Origin of the sequence: Streptomyces sp. cg35, from assembly GCF_050410835.1 — a bacterium.
Lineage (GTDB): Bacteria > Actinomycetota > Actinomycetes > Streptomycetales > Streptomycetaceae > Streptomyces.
In genome coordinates, this window is sequence record NZ_CP191268.1 from 4,499,558 (window position 1) to 4,521,019 (window position 21,462).

At 67.4% G+C, this 21,462-nt stretch carries 20 protein-coding genes and 1 tRNA gene; 10 read left to right on the plus strand and 11 right to left on the minus strand.

Features of this window, described 5'->3' with window-relative positions; translation table 11 throughout:
• Positions 1-109 precede the first annotated feature (109 nt).
• Together ACQUQD_RS20390 and ACQUQD_RS20395 are read right to left on the minus strand one after the other, a co-directional pair.
• Positions 110-631 carry an N-acetyltransferase family protein gene (locus ACQUQD_RS20390; protein ID WP_428953559.1) on the minus strand — a complete coding sequence of 174 codons (522 nt, stop codon included), beginning with the start codon at positions 629-631 and terminating at the stop codon, positions 110-112.
• Between the two features lie 13 nt (positions 632-644).
• Positions 645-1,415 (minus strand): GntR family transcriptional regulator, encoded by a 771-nt coding sequence (locus ACQUQD_RS20395; RefSeq protein WP_428953560.1) that lies wholly within the window; start codon positions 1,413-1,415, stop codon positions 645-647.
• A 166-nt stretch (positions 1,416-1,581) separates the two neighbouring features.
• Here ACQUQD_RS20395 and ACQUQD_RS20400 point away from each other — a divergent pair, with 166 nt between their 5' ends.
• The 4 genes from ACQUQD_RS20400 to ACQUQD_RS20415 are packed head-to-tail and all read left to right on the plus strand — an operon-like array spanning position 1,582 to position 4,682.
• Positions 1,582-1,929 (plus strand): hypothetical protein, encoded by a 348-nt coding sequence (locus ACQUQD_RS20400; protein ID WP_428953561.1) that lies wholly within the window; start codon positions 1,582-1,584, stop codon positions 1,927-1,929.
• A gap of 26 nt (positions 1,930-1,955) precedes the next feature.
• On the plus strand, positions 1,956-3,347 hold the full coding sequence (gene repSA, locus ACQUQD_RS20405; RefSeq protein WP_428957610.1) for a replication initiator protein RepSA: 1,392 nt from the start codon (positions 1,956-1,958) through the stop codon (positions 3,345-3,347).
• Positions 3,340-3,525, plus strand: coding sequence for a helix-turn-helix domain-containing protein (locus ACQUQD_RS20410; protein WP_385710979.1), 186 nt, complete (start codon positions 3,340-3,342; stop codon positions 3,523-3,525). Before repSA ends, ACQUQD_RS20410 begins: the two co-directional genes overlap by 8 nt.
• Positions 3,525-4,682, plus strand: coding sequence for a tyrosine-type recombinase/integrase (locus ACQUQD_RS20415; protein WP_428953562.1), 1,158 nt, complete (start codon positions 3,525-3,527; stop codon positions 4,680-4,682). Before ACQUQD_RS20410 ends, ACQUQD_RS20415 begins: the two co-directional genes overlap by 1 nt.
• Before the next feature lie 58 nt (positions 4,683-4,740).
• On the opposite strand, the gene ACQUQD_RS20420 is transcribed toward ACQUQD_RS20415, so the two are convergent.
• The 9 genes from ACQUQD_RS20420 to dnaA form a co-directional block, all read right to left on the minus strand.
• Positions 4,741-4,814, minus strand: a tRNA-Ile gene (locus ACQUQD_RS20420).
• A gap of 145 nt (positions 4,815-4,959) precedes the next feature.
• A complete protein-coding gene (locus tag ACQUQD_RS20425; protein WP_428953563.1) occupies positions 4,960-5,628 on the minus strand; it encodes a DUF3566 domain-containing protein in 669 nt (222 codons plus the stop codon).
• An 18-nt stretch (positions 5,629-5,646) separates the two neighbouring features.
• Positions 5,647-8,259 (minus strand): DNA gyrase subunit A, encoded by a 2,613-nt coding sequence (gene gyrA / locus ACQUQD_RS20430; protein WP_428953564.1) that lies wholly within the window; start codon positions 8,257-8,259, stop codon positions 5,647-5,649.
• A gap of 42 nt (positions 8,260-8,301) precedes the next feature.
• Entirely contained in the window at positions 8,302-10,374 is a 2,073-nt protein-coding gene (gyrB, locus tag ACQUQD_RS20435) for a DNA topoisomerase (ATP-hydrolyzing) subunit B (protein WP_428953565.1), read from the minus strand.
• A 275-nt stretch (positions 10,375-10,649) separates the two neighbouring features.
• On the minus strand, positions 10,650-11,156 hold the full coding sequence (locus ACQUQD_RS20440; protein WP_428953566.1) for a DUF721 domain-containing protein: 507 nt from the start codon (positions 11,154-11,156) through the stop codon (positions 10,650-10,652).
• A gap of 68 nt (positions 11,157-11,224) precedes the next feature.
• On the minus strand, positions 11,225-12,349 hold the full coding sequence (gene recF / locus ACQUQD_RS20445; RefSeq protein ID WP_428953567.1) for a DNA replication/repair protein RecF: 1,125 nt from the start codon (positions 12,347-12,349) through the stop codon (positions 11,225-11,227).
• Positions 12,350-12,391: 42 nt separating this feature from the next.
• Entirely contained in the window at positions 12,392-13,267 is an 876-nt protein-coding gene (gene gnd, locus ACQUQD_RS20450; RefSeq protein ID WP_428953568.1) for a phosphogluconate dehydrogenase (NAD(+)-dependent, decarboxylating), read from the minus strand.
• Positions 13,268-13,422: 155 nt separating this feature from the next.
• Complete coding sequence (gene dnaN, locus ACQUQD_RS20455; protein WP_428953569.1) at positions 13,423-14,553, minus strand: DNA polymerase III subunit beta; 1,131 nt, start codon at positions 14,551-14,553, stop codon at positions 13,423-13,425.
• 903 nt (positions 14,554-15,456) lie between these two features.
• Positions 15,457-17,475 (minus strand): chromosomal replication initiator protein DnaA, encoded by a 2,019-nt coding sequence (dnaA, locus tag ACQUQD_RS20460; protein WP_428953570.1) that lies wholly within the window; start codon positions 17,473-17,475, stop codon positions 15,457-15,459.
• A gap of 382 nt (positions 17,476-17,857) precedes the next feature.
• Between dnaA and rpmH the strand changes: the two genes are divergently transcribed.
• The 6 genes from rpmH (at position 17,858) to rsmG (ending at position 21,407) form a co-directional block, all read left to right on the plus strand.
• Positions 17,858-17,995, plus strand: coding sequence for a 50S ribosomal protein L34 (rpmH, locus tag ACQUQD_RS20465; protein WP_006381191.1), 138 nt, complete (start codon positions 17,858-17,860; stop codon positions 17,993-17,995).
• Positions 17,996-18,015: 20 nt separating this feature from the next.
• Entirely contained in the window at positions 18,016-18,387 is a 372-nt protein-coding gene (gene rnpA / locus ACQUQD_RS20470) for a ribonuclease P protein component (RefSeq protein WP_428953571.1), read from the plus strand.
• The gene (gene yidD / locus ACQUQD_RS20475; RefSeq protein ID WP_324774652.1) at positions 18,384-18,734 is read left to right on the plus strand and encodes a membrane protein insertion efficiency factor YidD; all 351 of its coding nucleotides are present in this window, start codon (positions 18,384-18,386) and stop codon (positions 18,732-18,734) included. The genes rnpA and yidD overlap by 4 nt, the downstream gene beginning before the upstream one ends.
• Positions 18,735-18,742: 8 nt before the next feature.
• On the plus strand, positions 18,743-20,044 hold the full coding sequence (yidC, locus tag ACQUQD_RS20480; RefSeq protein WP_428953572.1) for a membrane protein insertase YidC: 1,302 nt from the start codon (positions 18,743-18,745) through the stop codon (positions 20,042-20,044).
• A gap of 27 nt (positions 20,045-20,071) precedes the next feature.
• Positions 20,072-20,584, plus strand: a complete 513-nt coding sequence (locus tag ACQUQD_RS20485; RefSeq protein WP_428953573.1) for a protein jag — start codon at positions 20,072-20,074, stop codon at positions 20,582-20,584.
• Positions 20,585-20,690: 106 nt separating this feature from the next.
• Positions 20,691-21,407, plus strand: a complete 717-nt coding sequence (rsmG, locus tag ACQUQD_RS20490) for a 16S rRNA (guanine(527)-N(7))-methyltransferase RsmG (RefSeq protein ID WP_428953575.1) — start codon at positions 20,691-20,693, stop codon at positions 21,405-21,407.
• Positions 21,408-21,462 lie beyond the last annotated feature (55 nt).

Here is a 21,462-nt window from a genome sequence, read left to right on the forward strand (position 1 = left end):
GGCGGAGCGGGCCGAAGGCAGGAGCGGCAGCCCCAGCGGAGCCGGAAAGCCCGCCCGGCGGAGCGGAGCGCAGCCGGGTGCTTGATGAGGTAGAGAAACCTGTAACGGTCTAGCGTCGCTCAGGGTCGGGAGAGACGTAGCAAACAGCGTTGATGGACTGCCCGTCGCCGTATTGATGGACGGCTTCGCCGATCCTGCGCCAGCCCAAGCGTTCGTAGAGGCGCATGGCAGCGACATCCTTCGTCATGACATCGAGCACTAGACGCCGCTCCTGGCGCTGTCCGTAGTCCATAGCGGCTCGCATCAAGCGCTCGCCAGCGGCCTTCCTCCGAGCCTCTCGTACGACGAACAACCGCGCCAACACCGCGATGCCTTCTTGAGGATCACCACTCTGTTCCTGCCAGAGAACTACGGCGTCTTCCCCATGCGGCTGCATGACGGAGATGTGCCCTACCACCCTCCCCTCGTCGACCGCGACCCATGCCGCCAACACGTCGTCAGAGGTAAGCCACGCTTTCGGGTCTTCAACCCCTTCAACGGGATAGCCGTCAGTGGCGTGTACCTCGACGAGTGCCGCTGAGGCCCCGGCGATATCGCCGTCCTCGAAGGGGCGAACAACGAGATCGGTCACTGCGGACTCCTACTCATCCCACGGGCAGTTCATAGAGCAAGCCGGTCTGGTCAGCGCGGTGCACGTACCTGGAGACCTCGAACGGCACGCCCTGCTGATCCAAGCTGGTGTGCAGAACTTCGAGCACAGGCACCCCGGGGAGGAGATCGAGGGTCGCAGCCTCTTCAGGAGTCGGCATACGAGCGCTGATCTCATCGCGCACGCGAGTCATCACGTGCCCCAGTTCCTCAAGGCGCCCGTAGATCCCGTCCTTGCCGGTCTTGGCTTGCAGCAGGAGCGTTCCCTGGGCCTCGTCCCAACGGAGGTAGGTCGAGACGATCTGCACGGGCTCGTCGTCAGCGAAGTAGTGGTTTTCTCGATGAACGACGCTCGGCTCGTCGGCCGGCACATTCAGACGCTCCGCCACATCGCGTGGTGGAACCTCACGCTCGATGCTCGGAACCTCGATCCGGGCCACCTTCCCTTGCCGCTTCGCTTCCAGACGGAAGGGGGTAAGGCCGGTCTCGCGATTCTTGAGTGAGTAGCGATCGCTGCCGAACCTGAACAGCCGCTGTGGTTCTCGCACAAAGACGCCACGTCCGTGGCGGGCTGTCACGAGCCCCTGTTCGGCAAGAATCCGGACCGCTTCACGGGCGGTGTTGCGCGCGGCCCCGTGAAGTTCGGCAAGGGCTCGCTCGGAGGGCAGCTTGTCCCCGGGTGCCAGCTCTCCTCGTTCGATCGCGGTTCGTAGAGCCTCCGCAATGCGCCTACTGGCTGGCTGCTGCGGGGCTCCGGACGTCGTCATGCACCCGAGCATAGCAACTGGCTTAAGCCAGAGTCTTGACGCGTGCAGCAACTCGTGCATTACTGGCTTAAGCCAGCAACTGGCTCAAGCCAGTTGATCGCACCGGGGCGGCGCTCCTACCGCCAAGCAGATTCGCCGCCCCGGCTTCCCAACTGAGGGAGCCTCCATGATGCCTGCGACGTCGACCACTACGCACGACGAGATCGTCTTCAAGGCCAGCGCTTTTCGTGGCTGTCCTGCGTGTGCGGAGATGCGCTGCACCGACCCGGCCGAGTGCGTGTACTTCCTGACCAAGAGCGTGTGGGCGGACTGCGACACCTGCGCGGGCACGGGCTGGGCTGAGGACACGTCGGCCTCCCCGTTCTGCGGTGTCTGCACGGGCTCCGGTCTGATCGAGTACGACGAGGCGCCCGGCCCCGTCAGCCCGGTCGCCCAGTCCCGGCACGCCTTCCAGCTAAACCGCGTGCGGGCCCTGCTCGCCTCGACGTGCCCCTCCGTGGCGGTGAGCGCGTGACGGACTTCCCCGTTGCCGCCGAGGCCGTGGCCGGTGCTGCGGCCTCCCTGGGCACCGATCCCATCACCCTCGCCGACCTGCTTCGGGTGGCCAACGCGCCCGGCTTCGACCGCTGGCAGGAACAGGTGCGCCGTACCGGCGGCTGCTCCCACCCGATCCGCCTGACCGGCCAGACCGTGACCCGTGATGCCAAGACCCACGATGTCCTGTACTCGTACAGCACGGAGAACGAGCCGGGCGGGATGCTCCGGGTCGCCTGCGGCAACCGGCGGGCCTCCCGCTGCCCCTCCTGTGCCTGGACGTACGCGGGCGACGTGTACCACCTGATCCGTGCCGGGATCACGGGCGACTCGCGTATGGGCATCTCCGGCGAGATCCGCCAGCACCCGGGCGTCTTCGCCACCCTCACCGCCCCGTCGTTCGGGCCGGTCCACAACCGCCCCTCCAAGGGCTGCTGCCGCTGCGGGAGCTCCCACGCGGAGGACGATCCCGCACTCGGCACAGCCCTCGACCCGAGCCGGTACGACTACGCCGGGGCCGTGCTGTGGAACAACCACGCCGGGGACCTGTGGCGCCGCTTCACCATCTACCTCCGTCGCGAGGTCGCCGCCCGCGCGGGCCTGACCCAAACCGCCTTGAAAGAGGTGTGCCGGGTCTCCTTCGGCAAGGTCGCCGAATTCCAGAAGCGCGGCGCCGTACACTTCCACGCGGTCGTCCGCCTCGACGGTCCCGACGGCCCCGACGCCCCTCCGCCGGCATGGGCCACGGTCGCCCTCCTCGACGACTCCATCAAGGCAGCCGCCGCCCGCGTCGCCGTCCCGCTCCCCGCATCCGGCAACGTCCCCGCCCGAGTGCTGCGGTGGGGCTCGCAGATCGACGTCCAGGCCATCGGCGGCATGGAAGGGGTCGAGCTGACCGACCAGGCGGTCGCCTCCTACGTCGCCAAGTACGCCACCAAGGCCGCTGAGGCCACCGAGACCGTCAACCGCCGGATCGGGGAACTGGCCGAACTCGACAAGCTGTCGCTGCCCGCGCACACCCGCAGCCTGATCGAAGCCTGCCGCGACCTGGACGACGCCTACCCGGACCGGAAGCTGTGGCGCTGGGCCCACATGCTCGGCTTCCGCGGGCACTTCATGACGAAGTCGCGGGCGTACTCCACCACCCTCGGCGAACGCCGCCAGGTCCGCGCCGACTTCCGCGCCCGCCAGGAACGCCGTGAACGCGGGCTCCCCGAAGACCTCGACGACTCGGAGGGTTCCACGCTGGTCCTCGCCCACTGGACCTACGCCGGACAGGGCCACACTCCCGGCGAATCCTGGCTCGCCGCGTCGATCGCCCGCGAGATCCGCGACAACCGCGAGCTGGCCCGCGAGGCCCGCGCCGACCTGGACGAGGGGGAAGGCTGGGATGACTGACGAACTTCTGACGGTCCCCGAGGTCATGGCCCGACTCAAGGTCGGCCGCACGACGGTCTACGACCTGATCCGTACGCATCGTCTGCCCTCGCTCACGATCGGCCGGAGTCGTCGCATCCCGGCTGATGGCCTGCGCGCGTACCTGGCTTCACGACTTGAGTACGAGGAGGCAGCCTGATGGCCAAGCGCCGCCCCAACGGTGGGGGAACGATCACCAAGCGGAAGGACGGCCGGTATCACGGGGCCGCCTACGTGACGAACACCGATGGCCACCGGGTCCGAAAGTTCGTCTATGGCGCCACCTATGACGAGGCGTCCGAGAAGCTGGCCAAGCTCCAGGAGCAAGAGCGGAACGGCGTACCCGTGCCTGCCAAGACCTGGAACCTCGGGAAGTGGCTGGCCTACTGGCTTGAGCACATCGTGAAGCCGGAGCGCGAGCACAACACGTACGCGAAGTACGAGTCCAAGATCCGGCTCTACCTAGTGCCGCATCTGGGCAAGAAGCCGCTGACCAAGCTGACCCCGGCGCAGATCCGTACGTTCATGGCCCAGCTCACCCGAGATGAGGTCGGCGCAGCTACCCGCTTCGAGGTGCTGCGGACGCTGCGGAACGCGCTCAACCGCGCCGTCCGTGAGGAGCTGCTGACGCGCAACGTCGCGCTGCTCGTCGACATGCCCAAGGTCAGCAAGGACAAGGGTCGGGCCTGGAGCGCTCGGGAGGCGATCTCGTTCCTGCGGACGGCTCGATCGCATCGGCTGTACGCAGCCTGCGTCCTGGTGCTCGTCCTGGGCCTGCGTCGCAGTGAGGTGCTGGGGCTGCGCTGGCAGGACATCGACTTCGAGGCCCGCCAGTTCGAGCCGGTGAAGCAGGTCCAGCGCGAGAAGGGCAAGGGCCTGGTCCTCAAAGACCTCAAGACCGAGTCCTCACAGGCTGTGCTCCCCTTGCCCGAGTTCTGCGCTCGCGCTCTGGAGGAACGCCGGGAGCTTCAGGAGCTGGAACGGAAGATCGCGGGTGAGCACTGGGAGCAGCCAGAAGGCCAAGACCTGATCTTCTCGGCTGAGCACGGCGGGATGATCGACCCCGTGGGCTTCTCGCGGAGCTTCGACCGCCTGGTGAGCCGCGCCGGTGTCCGCCGCATCACGGTCCGACTGGCCCGGCACACCTGCGGGACCCTGCTCGCCTTCCTGAAGGTCCATCCCAAGGTGGCGCAAGCGATCCTGCGGCACAGCCAGATCAGCATGACCATGGACGTCTATACGCACGTGGTGGGCTCGGACGAGCGGGAAGCGGTCGCCCTGCTGGCTGAGCTTCTGGAAGATCCGCTGATCGGCTGATGTCAGCCGTAGATGTCAAAGACCCCCAGCCGATATCGACTGGGGGTCTTTTCGCATGTGGGGCTAACAGGATTTGAACCTGTGGCCTCATCCTTATCAGGGATGCGCTCTAACCAACTGAGCTATAGCCCCGCCGCGCTCTGCGGTGTGTGTCCCGCGCGCTGACCTCTGAAGATTAGCGCACCAGGCGGCCAGTCCCAAAATCGATAGTCCCGGCCCGCCCGGTGACGGCCCTCAGGCCACCCGCAGGCGCCCTGAGAAGCCGCTGACCGCCGCTCTACTCGTCCTCGGCGAGCGTGAGCTCGATACCGCCGACGAAGCCCGCGGAGAGGTTGTAGATGAACGCGCCGAGCGTCGCGAGCGCCGTCGCCAGGACGACGTCGATGACCGCGATGACCGTCGTGAACATCAGCACGCGCGGCAGCGAGAGGAACGACTGAAGGTCGAAGCCGTTGGACTCGTTCGAGCCCGTGGCCTCGGAGATCGTGCCGCCGACCGTGGAGAAGACGCCCATGGCGTCCATGACCATCCACAGCACCGCGGACGCGATGATCGTGCAGATGCCGAGCGCGATGGACAGCAGGAAGCTGACCTTCATCACCGACCACGGGTCCGCCTTGGCCACCCGCAGGCGGGCCTTACGGGTGCGCGGAGTGGTGCGTGCCCCGGTGCGGGGCCTGCGCACCGCTCCGGCCGGTGCGCTCTGGTACGCCTGCGGCGGGTGGTACGGCTGAGCCGACTGCTGCGGCTGTTGCCTCTCCCCGGGCAGGGCACCGCCACCGTCCGCGTACTGCTGGGTCTGCGGACCTCGGGTGTCCGTCACAGTTCCCCCCTGGGATCCATGAGACTCGTGCGATTCCTTCGAGTCACGAGCGGAGCCACGGCCGCCCTCTGTTTCGGTACCGGGGGATGTCCCGGTCGAGCCTGCGCCCGTGGCTCCGCTCACGATGACTCACTCCTCGCGCTACTCGGCCGAGGACTGCTCGCCCTCGTCCGTTACGACGGCCGTCTCGTCCTGGGCCGTTTCGTCGGTCACGGCGCCGTCCGCGTCCGCGGCGTCACCGTCGACCTCCTCGGCCTCACGACCGGCCTCGGCGTTACGAGCGATGCCGACCACGGCATCGCGCTTGCCCAGGTTGATCAGTTGGACGCCCATGGTGTCACGGCCCGTCTCCCTGACCTCGTTGACTCGCGTACGAATCACACCACCGGACAACGTGATGGCGAGGATCTCGTCGGTCTCCTCGACCACCAGCGCCCCCACGAGCGAACCACGGTCCTCCACGATCTTGGCGGCCTTGATACCGAGGCCACCGCGACCCTGGACGCGGTATTCGTCGACGTTGGTCCGCTTTGCGTACCCACCGTCGGTGGCGGTGAACACGAAAGTACCCGGCCGGACGACATTCATCGAGAGCAGTTCGTCGCCCTCACGGAAACTCATGCCCTTGACGCCCGAAGTGGCGCGGCCCATCGGTCGCAGCGCGTCGTCCGTGGCGGTGAACCGGATCGACTGGGCCTTCTTGCTGATGAGCAGCAGGTCGTCCTCGGCCGAGACCAGCTCGGCGCCGATCAGCTCGTCGTCCGAACCGTCCGCCGCTTCGCGGAGATTGATGGCGATGACACCACCGGAACGCGGCGAGTCGTAGTCCTTGAGCGGAGTCTTCTTGACGAGGCCCGCCTTGGTGGCGAGCACCAGGTAAGGCGCCGCATCGTAGTCGCGGATGGCGAGGATCTCGGCGATCGCCTCGTCCGGCTGGAAGGCGAGCAGGTTCGCCACGTGCTGCCCACGTGCGTCGCGGCCGGCGTCCGGAAGCTCGTACGCCTTGGCGCGGTACACGCGGCCCTTGTTGGTGAAGAACAGCAGCCAGTGGTGCGTCGTCGACACGAAGAAGTGGTCGACGATGTCGTCTTCCTTGAGCTTCGTGCCGCGAACGCCCTTGCCGCCGCGCTTCTGCGACCGGTAGTCGTGCGTCTTGGTGCGCTTGACGTACCCGCCGCGCGTGATGGTGACGACGATGTCCTCTTCGGCGATCAGGTCCTCCATGGACATGTCGCCGTCGAAGGGCACCAGCTTGGAGCGCCGGTCCTCGCCGAACTTGTCGACGATCGCCTGGAGTTCCTCGCTGATGATCTGGCGCTGCCGCTCGGGCGAGGCCAGGATCGCGTTGTACTCGTCGATCTTCTGCTGCAGTTCGTCGTGCTCGGCGACGATCTTCTGGCGCTCCAGGGCGGCGAGCCGGCGCAGCTGCATCTCGAGGATGGCGTTGGCCTGGATCTCGTCGATCTGGAGAAGGCCCATGAGGCCCTCACGCGCGATCTCCACGGTCTCGCTGCGTCGGATGAGGGCGATGACCTCGTCGATGGCGTCCAGGGCCTTCAGGAGGCCGCGCAGGATGTGGGCGCGCTCCTCGGCCTTGCGCAGCCGGAACTTCGTGCGGCGGACGATGACCTCGATCTGGTGCGTCACCCAGTGCCGGATGAACGCGTCGAGCGACAGCGTGCGCGGCACGCCGTCCACCAGCGCCAGCATGTTGGCGCCGAAGTTCGTCTGCAGGTCGGTGTGCTTGTACAGGTTGTTCAGCACGACCTTGGCGACGGCGTCGCGCTTGAGGACGATGACCAGACGCTGCCCGGTACGGGAGGACGTCTCGTCGCGGACGTCCGCGATGCCACCGATCTTGCCGTCCTTCACGAGGTCGGCGATCTTCTGCGCGAGGTTGTCCGGGTTGACCTGGTAGGGCAGCTCGGTGACCACCAGGCACTGGCGGTTCTGGATCTCCTCGACCTCGACGACCGCGCGCATCGTGATGGAGCCACGGCCCGTGCGGTACGCCTCTTCGATGCCCTTACGGCCCACCACAAGGGCGCCGGTCGGGAAGTCGGGGCCCTTGATGCGCTCGATGAGCGCGTCCAGGAGCTCCTCGTGGGAGGCCTCCGGGTTCTCCAGGTACCACTGGGCACCGGAGGCGACCTCGCGCAGGTTGTGCGGCGGGATGTTGGTCGCCATGCCGACGGCGATACCGGCCGATCCGTTGATCAGCAGGTTCGGGAAACGGGCCGGCAGGACGGTCGGCTCCTGCGAGCGGCCGTCGTAGTTGTCCGTGAAGTCGACGGTCTCCTCGTCGATGTCCCGGACCATCTCCATGGACAGCGGCGCCATCTTGCACTCGGTGTAGCGCATGGCGGCCGCGGGGTCGTTGCCCGGAGAGCCGAAGTTTCCGTTGGAGTCCACCAGCGGCATGCGCATCGACCACGGCTGCGCCAGGCGGACCAGGGCGTCGTAGATCGAGGAGTCGCCGTGCGGGTGGTAGTTACCCATGACGTCACCGACGACGCGGGCGCACTTGTAGAAGCCCTTCTCGGGCCGGTAGCCGCCGTCGTACATGGCGTACAGGACGCGGCGGTGGACGGGCTTGAGTCCGTCGCGTACGTCGGGCAGCGCGCGGGACACGATGACGGACATCGCGTAGTCGAGGTACGAGCGCTGCATCTCCGTCTCGAGCCCGACGGGCTCGATCCGCATCGCGATGTCGCTGCCCTCTTCAGGGGTGCTCGGAGTGTTCTCGTCGGCCATTGCTGGTGAAGATCCTTTCTGCGGCGGTCAGCTGAGACCGACTCAGATGTCGAGGAAGCGGACGTCCTTGGCGTTGCGCTGGATGAACGAGCGGCGTGCCTCGACGTCCTCGCCCATGAGGACCGAGAACAGGTCGTCGGCCTGGGCGGCGTCGTCCAGGGTGACCTGGCCGAGCACGCGGTGCTCCTGGTCCATCGTGGTGATGCGCAGCTCCTCGGCGTTCATCTCACCGAGACCCTTGAATCGCTGGACCGAGTCGTCCTTGATGCGCTTGCCGGCCTGCCGGCCCAGCTCGATGAGGGCGTCGCGCTCGCGGTCCGAGTACGCGTACTCGAAGTCCTCGCGACCCCACTTGATCTTGTAGAGGGGCGGCCGGGACAGGAACACGTGGCCGGCCTCGACGAGGGGCCGCATGAAGCGGAACAAGAAGGTCAGCAGCAGGGTGTTGATGTGCTGACCGTCGACGTCGGCGTCCGCCATCAGAATGATCTTGTGATAGCGGAGCTTCTCGATGTCGAAGTCCTCGTGGACCCCGGTACCGAAAGCGGAGATCAGCGCCTGGATCTCCTGGTTCTGCAGGATCTTGTCGATCCGCGCCTTCTCGACGTTGAGGATCTTGCCTCGGATCGGGAGGATCGCCTGGTACTGCGGGTTACGGCCGGACTTGGCCGAGCCACCGGCGGAGTCACCCTCGACGATGAAGATCTCGCACTTGGTGGGGTCGTTCGACTGGCAGTCGGAGAGCTTGCCCGGCAGGGACGCGGACTCGAGCAGGCCCTTGCGACGGGTCAGGTCGCGCGCCTTGCGGGCGGCCACGCGCGCGGTGGCGGCCTGGATGGACTTGCGGATGATGTCCGTGGCCTCGACCGGGTTCCGGTCGAGCCAGTCCGTGAGGTGCTCGTGCACGACCTTCTGGACGAAGGTCTTCGCCTCCGTGTTGCCCAGCTTGGTCTTCGTCTGGCCCTCGAACTGCGGCTCGCCCAGCTTGATCGAGAGGATCGCGGTCAGACCCTCGCGGATGTCGTCACCCGTGAGGTTGTCGTCCTTCTCGCGCAGCAGCTTCTTGTCGCGCGCGTACCGGTTGATGAGACCGGTCAGCGCGGCACGGAAGCCCTCCTCGTGCGTACCGCCCTCGTGCGTGTGGATGGTGTTCGCGAAGGAGTAGACGCCCTCGCTGTAACTGGTGTTCCACTGCATCGCGACCTCGACGGAAAGGAGCTTCTCCTTGTCCTCGGCCTCGATGTCGATCACGGAGGGGTGGACGACCTCGCCCTTACGGGAGTTGAGGTACTTCACGAAGTCGACGATGCCGCCTTCGTAGTGGTACGTCACCGAGCGCGCTTCGTTGTCGTCCGAAGCGTCGGCGGTGTCGGCACCCACGACGGCCTTGGCCGAGTCACGCTCGTCGGTGAGCTTGATCGTCAGGCCCTTGTTGAGGAAGGCCATCTCCTGGAAGCGCCGCGACAGCGTCTCGAAGGAGTACTCGGTGGTCTCGAAGATGTCGCCGTCGGACCAGAAGGTGACCGAGGTGCCGGTCTCCTCGGTGGCCTCGTGCTGCGCGAGCGGCGCGGTGGGCACGCCCGCCTTGTAGTCCTGCGTCCAGCGGTAGCCGTCGGTCTTGATCTCGACGGAGACCTTGGTGGACAGCGCGTTCACCACGGAGACGCCCACGCCGTGCAGACCACCGGAGACGGCGTAGCCGCCGCCACCGAACTTGCCGCCCGCGTGCAGGACGGTCAGCACGACCTCCACGGCGGGCTTGCCCTCGGACGGGATGATGCCCACGGGGATGCCACGGCCGTTGTCGACGACGCGGACGCCACCGTCGGGAAGGATCGTGACGTCGATCGTGTCCGCGTGGCCTGCGAGCGCCTCGTCGACGGAGTTGTCCACGACCTCCTGCACCATGTGGTGCAGACCACGCTCACCGGTCGAGCCGATGTACATGCCAGGTCGCTTGCGGACCGCGTCCAGCCCTTCGAGGACGGTGATCGCGCTCGCGTCGTACGAGGCGTCTGTGGCCCCTACGTGCGCGTGCGCGTCTGCGTCGGTGGACGGGATGTTCTCGTTGGGGTTGCCGGAATCGGCCACGAAGCGCCCTTTCTGGCACAGCACAAGCCAAGCTCCCGGTTGGTGGCCGGTGCGGCTGCGGCGTGTTGGTTCGGTAAGCCCTAGTCAGCGTTGCTCAGTGCGTCCCACAAGTGGGGCGGGATTAGCTTCCAGTGTACCGGTAGCGCCGACAGTGATGGGGGTTTGCCGGTACCTGAGTCCGCACGTGCCGCCCTGAACCGGTCTCGGCCGACTCCCCCTATTCGGAGCGGGGCTCCAAGAGGCTCACAGCGGCACTCAGCGCTTCGGGGTGTCAACCCCCCGCTACCGTGGGCGCGCTCTCACCCGTAGGTGTCGTCGTGACCTGTGCTTCCCGGGGCGCGCAAGGGGCCGTAGCGGCGGGGGCCACCGCCGGGATTCTTGATGTCGATACGGCGCACCGTGCCGTGCCCGAGGTCCTCGTTCAGGCGCTTGACCAGCTGCGGGGCCAGCATGCGTACCTGTGTCGCCCACGCCGTCGAATCGCACTGCACCACCAGGACGCGCTCGTCCTCGTCGTACTTCTGCGGGACGCAGTGCTTGGCGAGGTCCTCACCCACGATCTGCGGCCAGCGGCCCATGACGCCGCCGACCGCGGCCGGCGTCTCCCAGCCGCGCTCGGTGATCAGCCGGTTGATGGCGGGGCCGAGCCCCATCGGGTCGCGCCCGTCGGCCCGCGCCCCGGACCTCAGTCCGCCGCCGCGCCTGGCCTGCTTCTTCTGCTGCGCCGCGGCACCACGCGCGCGTGCCGCCTCTTTCGCCGCACGGAGGGCGACGCGGGCCAGGTCGACACCAGAAGGCTCGGGCACCGACTTCGGTTCCTGCGGCTGCCCGGTTCCTTGGTTCTCCCCGGTCCCTCCAGGGGACGCGCCGTCGCTCACAGCCGCTCCACCGCTCCCTCGGAGACCGCGTAGCGCGTACCGGTGAGCACCTCCGGTACGTCGTCGTCGACCGCGGCCGTCACCAGGACCTGCTCGCCGGGCGCCACGAGCTCCGCGAGACGCTCCCTGCGCCGCGCGTCCAGCTCGGCGAAGACGTCGTCGAGGACGAGCACCGGCTCGTTCCCCTCGGCCCGCAGAAGGTCGTACGAGGCCAGCCGCAGCGCCAGCGCGTACGACCAGGACTCGCCGTGGCTCGCGTACCCCTTGGCGGGCAGCTGGCCCAGCTTCAGGATCAGCTCGTCGCGGTGCGGGCCGGCCAGGGTGACGCCGCGCTCGATCTCGCTCTTGCGGGCGCTCTCCAGCGCGGCGAGAAGCTGCTCGTAGAGCTCCTCGCGCGCGTGGCCGACGATTTCCGGCGAGGACGGCTTGTAGTCGAGGGCCACCGGTCCGCCGCCGGGAGCCAGCTGCTCGTACGCCTTGTCGGCCAGCGGCTGCAGTGTCGCGATCAGATCGAGCCGCTGGGCGAGCAGCTCCGCGCCCGCGCGCGCGAGGTGCTGATCCCAAACGTCGAGCGTGGACAGGTCCATGGAGCGGCCACCGTGGCGCCGGGCCAGCGCCGCGGACTTCAGGAGCGTGTTGCGCTGCTTCAGGACGCGGTCGTAGTCGGAGCGCACACCGGCCATGCGCGGCGAGCGAGCGGTGATCAGCTCGTCGAGGAACCGCCGGCGCTCCCCGGGGTCGCCCTTGATCAGCGCGAGGTCCTCGGGGGCGAACAGCACGGTCCGTACGATGCCCAGCACGTCACGCGGCCTGACCTGCGAGGACCTGTTGATACGGGCGCGGTTGGCCTTGCCCGGATTCAGTTCGAGCTCGATGAGCTGCTGGCGGTCGCCCTGGCGCACCTGCGCCCGGACGACGGCACGCTCGGCGCCCATCCTGACGAGCGGGGCGTCCGAGGAGACACGGTGGCTGCCCAGGGTGGCGAGATAGCCGACGGCCTCGACGAGGTTCGTCTTGCCCTGCCCGTTCGGGCCCACGAACGCGGTGACGCCCGGGTCGAGAGGAACCTCGGCCCGGGCGTACGAGCGGAAGTCGGCCAGCGACAGATGCGTGACGTGCATGGTCGTGGGCCGACCTCCCCCAACGTTCTCTACAGCTGTGGATTACTTCTTCTCGACGGCGTGGCCGCCGAACTGGTTGCGCAGCGCCGCGATCATCTTCATCTGCGGCGAGTCCTCCTGCCGCGAGGCGAAGCGGGCGAAGAGCGACGCGGTGATCGCCGGCAGCGGAACGGCGTTGTCGATGGCGGCTTCCACAGTCCAGCGGCCTTCACCGGAGTCCTGTGCGAAACCGCGCAGCTTGTCGAGGTGCTCGTCCTCGTCGAGGGCGTTGACCGCCAGGTCGAGCAGCCAGGAGCGGATGACCGTGCCCTCCTGCCAGGAGCGGAAGACCTCGCGCACGTCGGTCACCGAGTCCACGGCCTCCAGGAGCTCCCAGCCCTCGGCGTAGGCCTGCATCATCGCGTACTCGATGCCGTTGTGGACCATCTTCGCGAAGTGGCCCGCGCCGACCTTGCCCGCGTGCACGGAGCCGAAGTCACCCTCCGGCTTCAGGGCGTCGAAGATCGGCTGGACCTTCGCGACGTCCTCGGCGGAGCCGCCGTACATCAGCGCGTAGCCGTTCTCCAGGCCCCAGACGCCGCCGGAGACGCCGCAGTCGACGAAGCCGATGTTCTTGATGCCGAGCTCGACCGCGTGCTTCTCGTCGTCCGTCCAGCGCGAGTTGCCGCCGTCGACGACGACGTCGCCGGGCTCGAGCAGCTCGGCCAGCTCGTCGATGGTGGACTGGGTCGCGGCACCGGCGGGGACCATCACCCACACCACGCGCGGGCCCTTGAGACTGCCCACAAGCTCTTGAAGGCTGTGGACATCGGCGACGTCCGGGTTGCGGTCGTAGCCGATGACGGTGTGGCCTGCGCGGCGGATGCGCTCGCGCATGTTGCCGCCCATCTTGCCGAGGCCGACGAGACCGAGCTCCATCAGTGGTTCCTTACGTTGCGACGGGGCGTGAGGGAGTGCGTGACGGCACGTAGCTGTGCGTTCGTACCTGTGTCTGAGCCTAAACCCGGACGGTCATGCACACCTGTGGGCATAGCCGCTCAGGCGAACGCCCGAGCGGCCTGCCCGTCACGGACTCAGCCCGACAGCCGCACCGGCATGATCAGGTACTTGTACGCCTCGTCCGCCTCGGCGTCCACGGCCGGCTTGCCGCTGAGCAGCGCGGGCTTGGTGGACGTCGTGAACGACAGCTGGGCGACCGGGGAGTCGATCGCGCTCAGGCCGTCCAGCAGGAACGTCGGGTTGAAGGCGATCGAGATGTCGTCGCCCTCCAGCTGAGCGTCGACCCTCTCCACAGCCTGTGCGTCGTCGCTGGAGCCGGCCTCCAGGATGAGCACACCCTGCTCGAAGCTGAGCCGCACCGGAGTGTTGCGCTCGGCGACCAGGGCCACGCGCTTGACGGCCTCCACGAAGGGGGCGGTCTCGATGACGGCCACGGAGTTGAACTCCGTCGGGAACAGCGTGCGGTACTTCGGCAGGTCGCCCTCGAGAAGGCGGGTGGTGGTGCGGCGGCCCGCGCCCTCGAAGCCGATGAGGCCCTCGCCCGCGCCCGAGCCGGACAGGGCCAGGGTGACCGTGTCGCCGCTGGTGAGCGCCTTGGCGGTGTCCAGGAGCGTCTTGGCGGGCACCAGGGCGACCGCGGAGGCCTCCGGGTCCTCCGGCTTCCACAGGAACTCGCGGACCGCGAAGCGGTAGCGGTCGGTGGACGCCAGCGTCACCGTGTCGCCCTCGATCTCGATGCGCACACCGGTGAGGACGGGCAGCGTGTCGTCACGGCCGGCGGCGATGGCCACCTGCTGGGCGGCAGAAGCGAAGACCTCGCCGGGGACGGTGCCCGTCGCGGTCGGCATCTGCGGCAGCGCCGGGTACTCCTCCACAGGGAGGGTGTGGAGTGTGAACCGCGAGGAGCCGCAGACCACCGTCGCTCGTACACCGTCTGTGGAGATCTCCACCGGACGGTTGGGCAGAGCGCGGCAGATGTCGGCGAGAAGGCGGCCGGAGACGAGCACCGTGCCCTCTTCGTCGACCTCCGCGTCCACAGAGACGCGTGCCGAGACCTCGTAGTCGAAGCTCGACAGGCTGAGTGCGCCCTCCTCGGCCTTCAGGAGAAGGCCCGCGAGGACAGGCGCAGGCGGTCGTGCCGGGAGGCTGCGCGCCGCCCAGGCCACTGCCTCCGCGAGTACGTCGCGTTCCACCCGGATCTTCACCGTAAGCCGCCTCCTGCGTGTTGCTGGCTGCTCTCGCCCTGCGTTGGTCATCGGTCTTCGTCGTCAGACGTGGTGTCGCTCGGCCCACCGATGGGGAGAACACCGGGGACCAGTCTGACGCACGGCACTGACAGTCGTTGCCCGCCTCGGTCAAGTCGTGCCGAGGCGCGGTCGAGGTGCCGAGAGCGAGTTGTGCACAGCCCCGTCTTCGAAACGAATTCCCAGCTCTCTCTAGTTGGGAGTAGTAGTAGGGGCTGTGGAAACCGTGGATAACCCTTAGTTCGCAGGTCAGAGGCGGTTTTTTGTCCACTGCGGCTGTGGGCCGAGGCCGTGGACAACCGGCGCTTTCTGTGGACGGCGAAAAGTTCTGCACACCCGATGCACAGCCTCGGGGCACTTCTCCCCAGCGCCGTCCCCAGCTTTACCCACGTTCCCCACAGCCCAACCGACCCCCTTGGTGTGACGCCTTTCACTCGCCACGGTGACGGGGCGCGTCGCGTTGCCGAACAGTGGACAGCCGTGTGGAGAAGCTCCCGATCACTGTGCACAAGAGCTGTCATCCTGTGGGTCGGCGGTGGACAACGACATGCACACCCTGTGGAAGAAAAATCTGTCCACAGGCTGTGGAGATCTTCTGTCCACCAATCCACAGCCGTCTGACCTGGCCTGATGGCTTGTCACCAGCCCCCGCTGTGGACACCGTCTGGACAACTTCCCGCTCCCCAGGGTGTGGACCGAAGAAATCCGGCACATCTGTGGAGAACACCCGTAACGCGCCGAGAAATCGAACACCGGCTCAGCGCGCGTGCGTACACAGCAGCGAGCGCGAGCGTCCGCGCATACGAAGAAGGGCGCTCCGAGAGGTGTCTCGGAGCGCCCTACAGGTACGTAACCGGGCCGCTGTCAGCCGTTCTTGATGCGGTTCGTGAGCTCGGTGACCTGGTTGTAGATCGAGCGTCGCTCGGCCATCAGGGCACGGATCTTGCGGTCCGCGTGCATCACGGTCGTGTGGTCGCGGCCGCCGAACTGGGCGCCGATCTTCGGCAAGGAGAGGTCGGTCAGTTCGCGGCACAGGTACATCGCGATCTGGCGGGCCGTCACCAGGACGCGGCTGCGGGAGGATCCGCAGAGGTCCTCCACCGTCAGACCGAAGTAGTCGGCCGTGGCGGCCATGATGGCCGACGCCGTGATCTCCGGGGACGCGTCCTCGCCACCGGGGATCAGGTCCTTGAGGACGATCTCCGTGAGGCCCAGGTCCACAGGCTGCCGATTGAGCGAGGCGAACGCCGTGACCCGGATCAACGCCCCTTCCAGCTCACGGATGTTGCGCGAGATGCGGGACGCGATGAACTCGAGCACCTCCGGAGGCGCGTTGAGCTGCTCCTGCACCGCCTTCTTACGAAGGATCGCGATACGGGTCTCCAGCTCGGGCGGCTGGACGTCCGTGATCAGGCCCCACTCGAACCGGTTGCGCAGCCGGTCCTCCAGCGTCACCAGCTGCTTGGGCGGCCGGTCACTGGACAGCACGATCTGCTTGTTGGCGTTGTGGAGCGTATTGAAGGTGTGGAAGAACTCCTCCTGCGTCGACTCCTTGTCCGCGAGGAACTGGATGTCGTCGACAAGCAGGATGTCCATCTCGCGGTAGCGCTTGCGGAAGCTGTCGCCCTTGCCGTCGCGGATCGAGTTGATGAACTCGTTGGTGAACTCCTCGGAGCTCACGTACCGCACGCGCGTGCCCGGGTAGAGACTACGGGCGTAGTGCCCGATCGCGTGCAAGAGGTGCGTCTTGCCGAGGCCCGACTCCCCATAGATGAAGAGGGGGTTGTACGCCTTCGCCGGTGCTTCGGCGACGGCGACCGCCGCCGCGTGCGCGAACCGGTTCGAGGCGCCGATGACGAAGGTGTCGAAGAGGTACTTGGGGTTCAGGCGGGCGGTCGGCTCACCGGGACCCGTCGCCGGCGCGGGCTGCGCGGCCAGCGGACCGGGAGCGCCACTGGGCACGCCGCGACCGCCGGGGCCGCCAGGACCGGGACCGGGCCCCGCGGGACCGCTGTCACGGCTGTGACGCCCGCCCATCGACGGCTCACCCGGGTCACGTCGTTGCTGGCGCTCGTGCGACGAGTCGTAGGAACCGCGCTCTTCATAAGAAGGACGCTCGTCATAGGAGGGCCGCTCTTCATAAGAGGAGCGCTCCGTCGACTTCTGCTCGTACGGAGAGCGCTCCGGCTGCTGGTCGTAGCGGCCGCGCTCGGACTCGTACTGCTGCTCGTAGGGCGACCGCTCCTGCTGCCGGTAGTCGTGCTGCGGCTGGCGCGGGGGCGTCGCGTACGGGTCGCGCTCCGGGAAACCGAGCCGCGGCTGCTGCCAGCCGTACTCGTCCTGCTGCGGCCGCGGCCAGGCGCCCGGCTCGGGCCGCTGGTAGTCCGGGTAGGCGGGACGCGCGGTCGGGAGCTGGTCGCCGCGCGGAGCCTGCTGCTGCTCGCCGCGCGGGCCCTGGCCGTGCTCCTCGGGACCACGGCGCTCGTAGCCGTCGTACGTGTCGCGGCTCTCGTACGCGTCACGGGACTGGCCGGCGGAAGAGGCCTGCTCGCTGTCCTCGTAGCGGTGCTGCTGGACCGGAGGGGCGGGCGGCGCGGGCGACTCGCCCACGGAGTCGTCGACCGTGATGGCGATGCGGATGGGGCGCCCGCATTCCCGGCTCAGCGTCTCGCTCACGACGGGGGCGAGACGGCCCTCGAGTACGCCCTTCGCGAATTCGTTGGGCACCGCCAGGAGCGCCGTGTCGGCGACCAGTGCCAGTGGCTGGCAGCGTCGGATCCAGTGCTCGTCCTTCGTCTCGACGCCCTGCCCGCGGTCTTCCCCAAGGAGTTTCTCCAGAACTCGTGGCCACACTGCGGCAAGATCGGCAGGTACGTCAGCCACAGGGCACGCTCTCTCGCTGGTCCCACGAACGTGTGGTTCTGGGACGGATCGGGAAGAAAATCGGGTGGGGCGGTGAGAAGGGAACGAATCGGAGTTCAGCCACGGTAGTCAGCGCGACCGCTGCGGTTCAAGTTGTTGTCCCCAGCCTGTGGACAGTGTCTCGCGCGTGACGCTGGTTTGACCGGATGGCGTAGCCGCGCGTACCGTAACCAGGTCGAGTTGTCGATGGCTGCTGCCGCCTGCCTCCGATGGGCAAGGTCACGGTCCCCGCTTTTTGAGGGTCGTGTAGCGGTGCACTCGGGCGTATTGCGAGCTACTCGTGGGCGCACGGTGACAGCCAGGCGATGTCCCGCCACCACACGATTTTTTCTGGAGCCCCCGAGTGAGCAAGCGCACCTTCCAGCCGAACAACCGTCGTCGCGCCAAGACCCACGGTTTCCGCCTTCGCATGCGGACCCGCGCCGGTCGTGCGATTCTCGCCAACCGTCGTGGCAAGGGTCGCGCCAGCCTGTCCGCCTGATCTCGTAATCAGGTCATGACGTGCTGCCTACCGAGCATCGGCTGAGGCGGCGAGAAGACTTCGCGACCGCGGTACGCCGAGGACGTCGGGCCGGACGCCCGCTCCTCGTCGTCCATCTACGCAGCGGTTCAACGGACCCGCACGCGCTTGGGGAGAGCGTTTCCCCACCGCGTGCGGGTTTCGTCGTGAGCAAGGCCGTGGGTGGAGCCGTCGTACGCAACGCGGTGAAGCGGAGACTTCGGCACCTCATGCGCGACAGGGTGGCCTTGTTGCCCCCAGGTAGCCTGGTAGTCGTACGCGCGTTGCCCGGATCGGGCGACGCCACCCACGCACAGCTGGCCCGAGACCTGGATGCCGCTCTTCAGCGGTTGCTGGGAGGGGGCGCGCGATGAAGTACCCACTGCTCGCTTTGATCAAGATCTACCAGTGGACCATCAGTCCACTGCTCGGTCCGGTGTGCAAGTACTACCCGTCGTGTTCCCACTACGGCTTCACAGCCATCGACCGGCACGGTGCGATCAAGGGAACAGCCCTCACCGCCTGGCGCATTCTCCGGTGCAACCCATGGTCGCCCGGCGGTGTCGACCACGTTCCACCACGCAAGCGTCCGCGCTGGCACGAGATGCTCCGCGACGCCTTGCGCGGGGACAAGAAAGCGGCCCCCGTCGTTGAGGGCGACAGCCCCTCTGCCCAGGACAGCCCGTCCGCAGCGACTTCGCCCAATGCCCAAGGAGCCTGATCAGGGACATGATTTCCGATATCGTCAACGCGATTTCCGGTGTCTTCGCGTTTCTCACGACCCCGGTGTCCTGGGTCATCGTCCAGTTCCACAAGGTCTTCGGGGCCGTCTTCGGCCCTGACACCGGATGGGCCTGGGGTCTGTCGATCGTGTCCCTGGTGGTGCTGATCCGCATCTGCCTGATCCCGCTCTTCGTGAAGCAGATCAAGGCGACGCGGAACATGCAGCTGCTCCAGCCTCAGATGAAGGCGATCCAGGAGCGCTACAAGAACGACAAGCAGCGTCAGTCCGAAGAGATGATGAAGCTGTACAAGGAGACGGGTACCAACCCGCTCTCCTCGTGCCTTCCCATCCTGGTGCAGTCGCCGTTCTTCTTCGCGCTCTATCACACGCTCGCCGGTATCGCCGACAACAAGAAGATCGGCGTCATCGACCAGTCGCTCCTGGACAGCGCGCAGAAGGCCCACATCTTCGGTGCCCCGCTGGCCGCCAAGTTCACGGACAGCGCCAGCGAGATCGCCAAGATGGGCGCCTCCCTGACCGACGTCCGCGTGGTCACCGCGATCATGATCGTCCTGATGTCGGCGTCGCAGTTCTACACGCAGCGCCAGCTGATGACCAAGAACGTCGACCTCACGGTGAAGACGCCGTTCATGCAGCAGCAGAAGATGCTGATGTACGTCTTCCCCCTGATCTTCCTGTTCATGGGCATCAACTTCCCCGTCGGTGTTCTCGTCTACTGGCTGACCACCAACGTGTGGACCATGGGCCAGCAGATGTACGTGATCAGCCGGAACCCCACGCCGGGCAGCAAGGCCCAGGCCAACATGCTCGAGGGCCTGCAGAAGCACGTCGTCACCCACAGCGCCACGCGGAGCAAGCGTGAGCAGAACATCGTCAAGGCGATCGTCGCCAAGGGCCGTGACCGCAACGAGCACGAGCGCAAGTTCATCAACGGCCTGAGCAAGGCCGGACTCGCGGCGCAGGCCGACGGCACCGTGGTGAAGAGCTCCGCGGCCACGGAGGTCCTGGACGAGGACGGTCTGCCCGCCGGCACCGCTAAGCGGCAGCAGCCCAAGCGGCAGTCCAAGTCGCAGCGTCAGTCGGGTGCTGGTGCCACGCCGGGTGCCAAGACCGATTCCTCCTCGCCGGCGAAGCCCTCGCTGGAGAAGAAGGACGAGCCGGAGGACGCCGCTCCTCAGGCCAAGGAGGCCGGTGCCAAGCCCGCCGGCGGTTCGAACGGCCGGAGCAAGGCCAAGTCCGGCCAGCGCAAGGGCCAGCAGCGATCCAAGTCCTCGTCCAAGAAGTAACTCTCGACGTAAGAAGGAGTCCATCCCGTGACGGAAGGCACCACCTCCGCCGCTCCTGAGGGTGGCGACACCCTGACCCGCCTCGAGCAGGAGGGTGAGATCGCTGCGGACTACCTCGAGGGTCTGCTGGACATCGCCGACCTCGACGGTGACATCGACATGGACGTCGAGGCCGACCGCGCTGCGGTGTCCATCGTGAGCGACGCGAGCGCTCGCGATCTGCAGAAGCTGGTCGGTCGCGACGGCGAGGTCCTCGAGGCACTTCAGGAGCTGACCCGGCTCGCGGTGCACCGTGAAACGGGCGATCGCAGCCGTCTGATGCTGGACATCGCCGGGTACCGCGCCAAGAAGCGCGCCGAGCTCACCGAGCAGGGCGCCAAGGCCGCGGCCGAGGTGAAGAACACCGGTGAGCCGGTCAAGATGAAGCCGATGACCCCCTTCGAGCGCAAGGTCGTGCACGATGCGGTCAAGGCCGCCGGCCTGCGCAGCGAGTCCGAGGGCGAGGAGCCGCAGCGCTTCGTCGTCGTGCTTCCTGCCTGATCGGCACGTCGCTTTCCGGCCCCGTCTGTTCGCAGGCGGGGCCGATCTTTGTCAGCCTGTTAGTCAGCCACCCAGTGCGGTAATGCGGTACGGAAGGACGGTCCCCGTGACGGAGGCAGCAGAACTCCCCCCGGCTCCGGAGCAGGCCCGGGCGGTATTCGGCGAGCGCTTCCCGGATGCCGTCCGGTACGCGGAGCTGCTCGCTGACGCGGGGGTGCAGCGTGGTCTCATCGGACCGCGCGAGGTGCCGCGTCTGTGGGAGCGGCACATTCTCAACTGCGCCGTGCTCTCCGAGGTCGTCCCGGAGGGTGTCACCGTGTGCGACGTCGGTTCGGGTGCCGGGCTGCCGGGCATCCCGCTGGCCCTGGTCCGCCCGGACCTCAAGATCACGCTTCTTGAGCCGCTGCTGCGCCGTACGACGTTCCTGACCGAGGTTGTCGAACTGCTCGGGCTCGACCATGTGACGGTGGTGCGCGGTCGCGCCGAGGAGGTTCTGGGCAAGCTGACGCCTGTCCATGTCGTCACGGCGCGGGCCGTGGCCCCGCTGGACCGGCTCGCCGCGTGGGGGGTTCCGCTGCTGCGGCCGTACGGGGAGATGCTGGCCCTCAAGGGGGACACGGCGGAGGAAGAGGTCAAGAGCGCAGGCGCCGCGCTGAGCAAGCTCGGCGCGGTGGAGACCTCGGTGCTGCACGTCGGTGAGGGCGTGGTCGACCCGCTGTCCACGGTCGTGCGTGTAGAGGTCGGCGAGAGCCCGGGCGGTGTGCGGTTCGCCGCCAAGCGTGCCAAGGCCGCGCGCACGGGGCGCACCCGGCGTCGGCGCTGATCACCGAGGCGCTGTGATCGTGAGTACCGCTGATCCGTCCTGACGACCAGCGGTA

What these genes read in the sequence shown, in the direction of transcription:
- ACQUQD_RS20395 (WP_428953560.1), bottom strand. Translation starts at nt 1,415, where the DNA reads ATGACGACGTCCGGAGCCCCGCAGCAGCCAGCCAGTAGGCGCATTGCG.
- ACQUQD_RS20400 (WP_428953561.1), top strand. Translation starts at nt 1,582, where the DNA reads ATGATGCCTGCGACGTCGACCACTACGCACGACGAGATCGTCTTCAAG.
- ACQUQD_RS20410 (WP_385710979.1), top strand. Translation starts at nt 3,340, where the DNA reads ATGACTGACGAACTTCTGACGGTCCCCGAGGTCATGGCCCGACTCAAG.
- ACQUQD_RS20415 (WP_428953562.1), top strand. Translation starts at nt 3,525, where the DNA reads ATGGCCAAGCGCCGCCCCAACGGTGGGGGAACGATCACCAAGCGGAAG.
- gyrA (WP_428953564.1), bottom strand. Translation starts at nt 8,259, where the DNA reads ATGGCCGACGAGAACACTCCGAGCACCCCTGAAGAGGGCAGCGACATC.
- recF (WP_428953567.1), bottom strand. Translation starts at nt 12,349, where the DNA reads ATGCACGTCACGCATCTGTCGCTGGCCGACTTCCGCTCGTACGCCCGG.
- gnd (WP_428953568.1), bottom strand. Translation starts at nt 13,267, where the DNA reads ATGGAGCTCGGTCTCGTCGGCCTCGGCAAGATGGGCGGCAACATGCGC.
- yidD (WP_324774652.1), top strand. Translation starts at nt 18,384, where the DNA reads ATGAAGTACCCACTGCTCGCTTTGATCAAGATCTACCAGTGGACCATC.
- yidC (WP_428953572.1), top strand. Translation starts at nt 18,743, where the DNA reads ATGATTTCCGATATCGTCAACGCGATTTCCGGTGTCTTCGCGTTTCTC.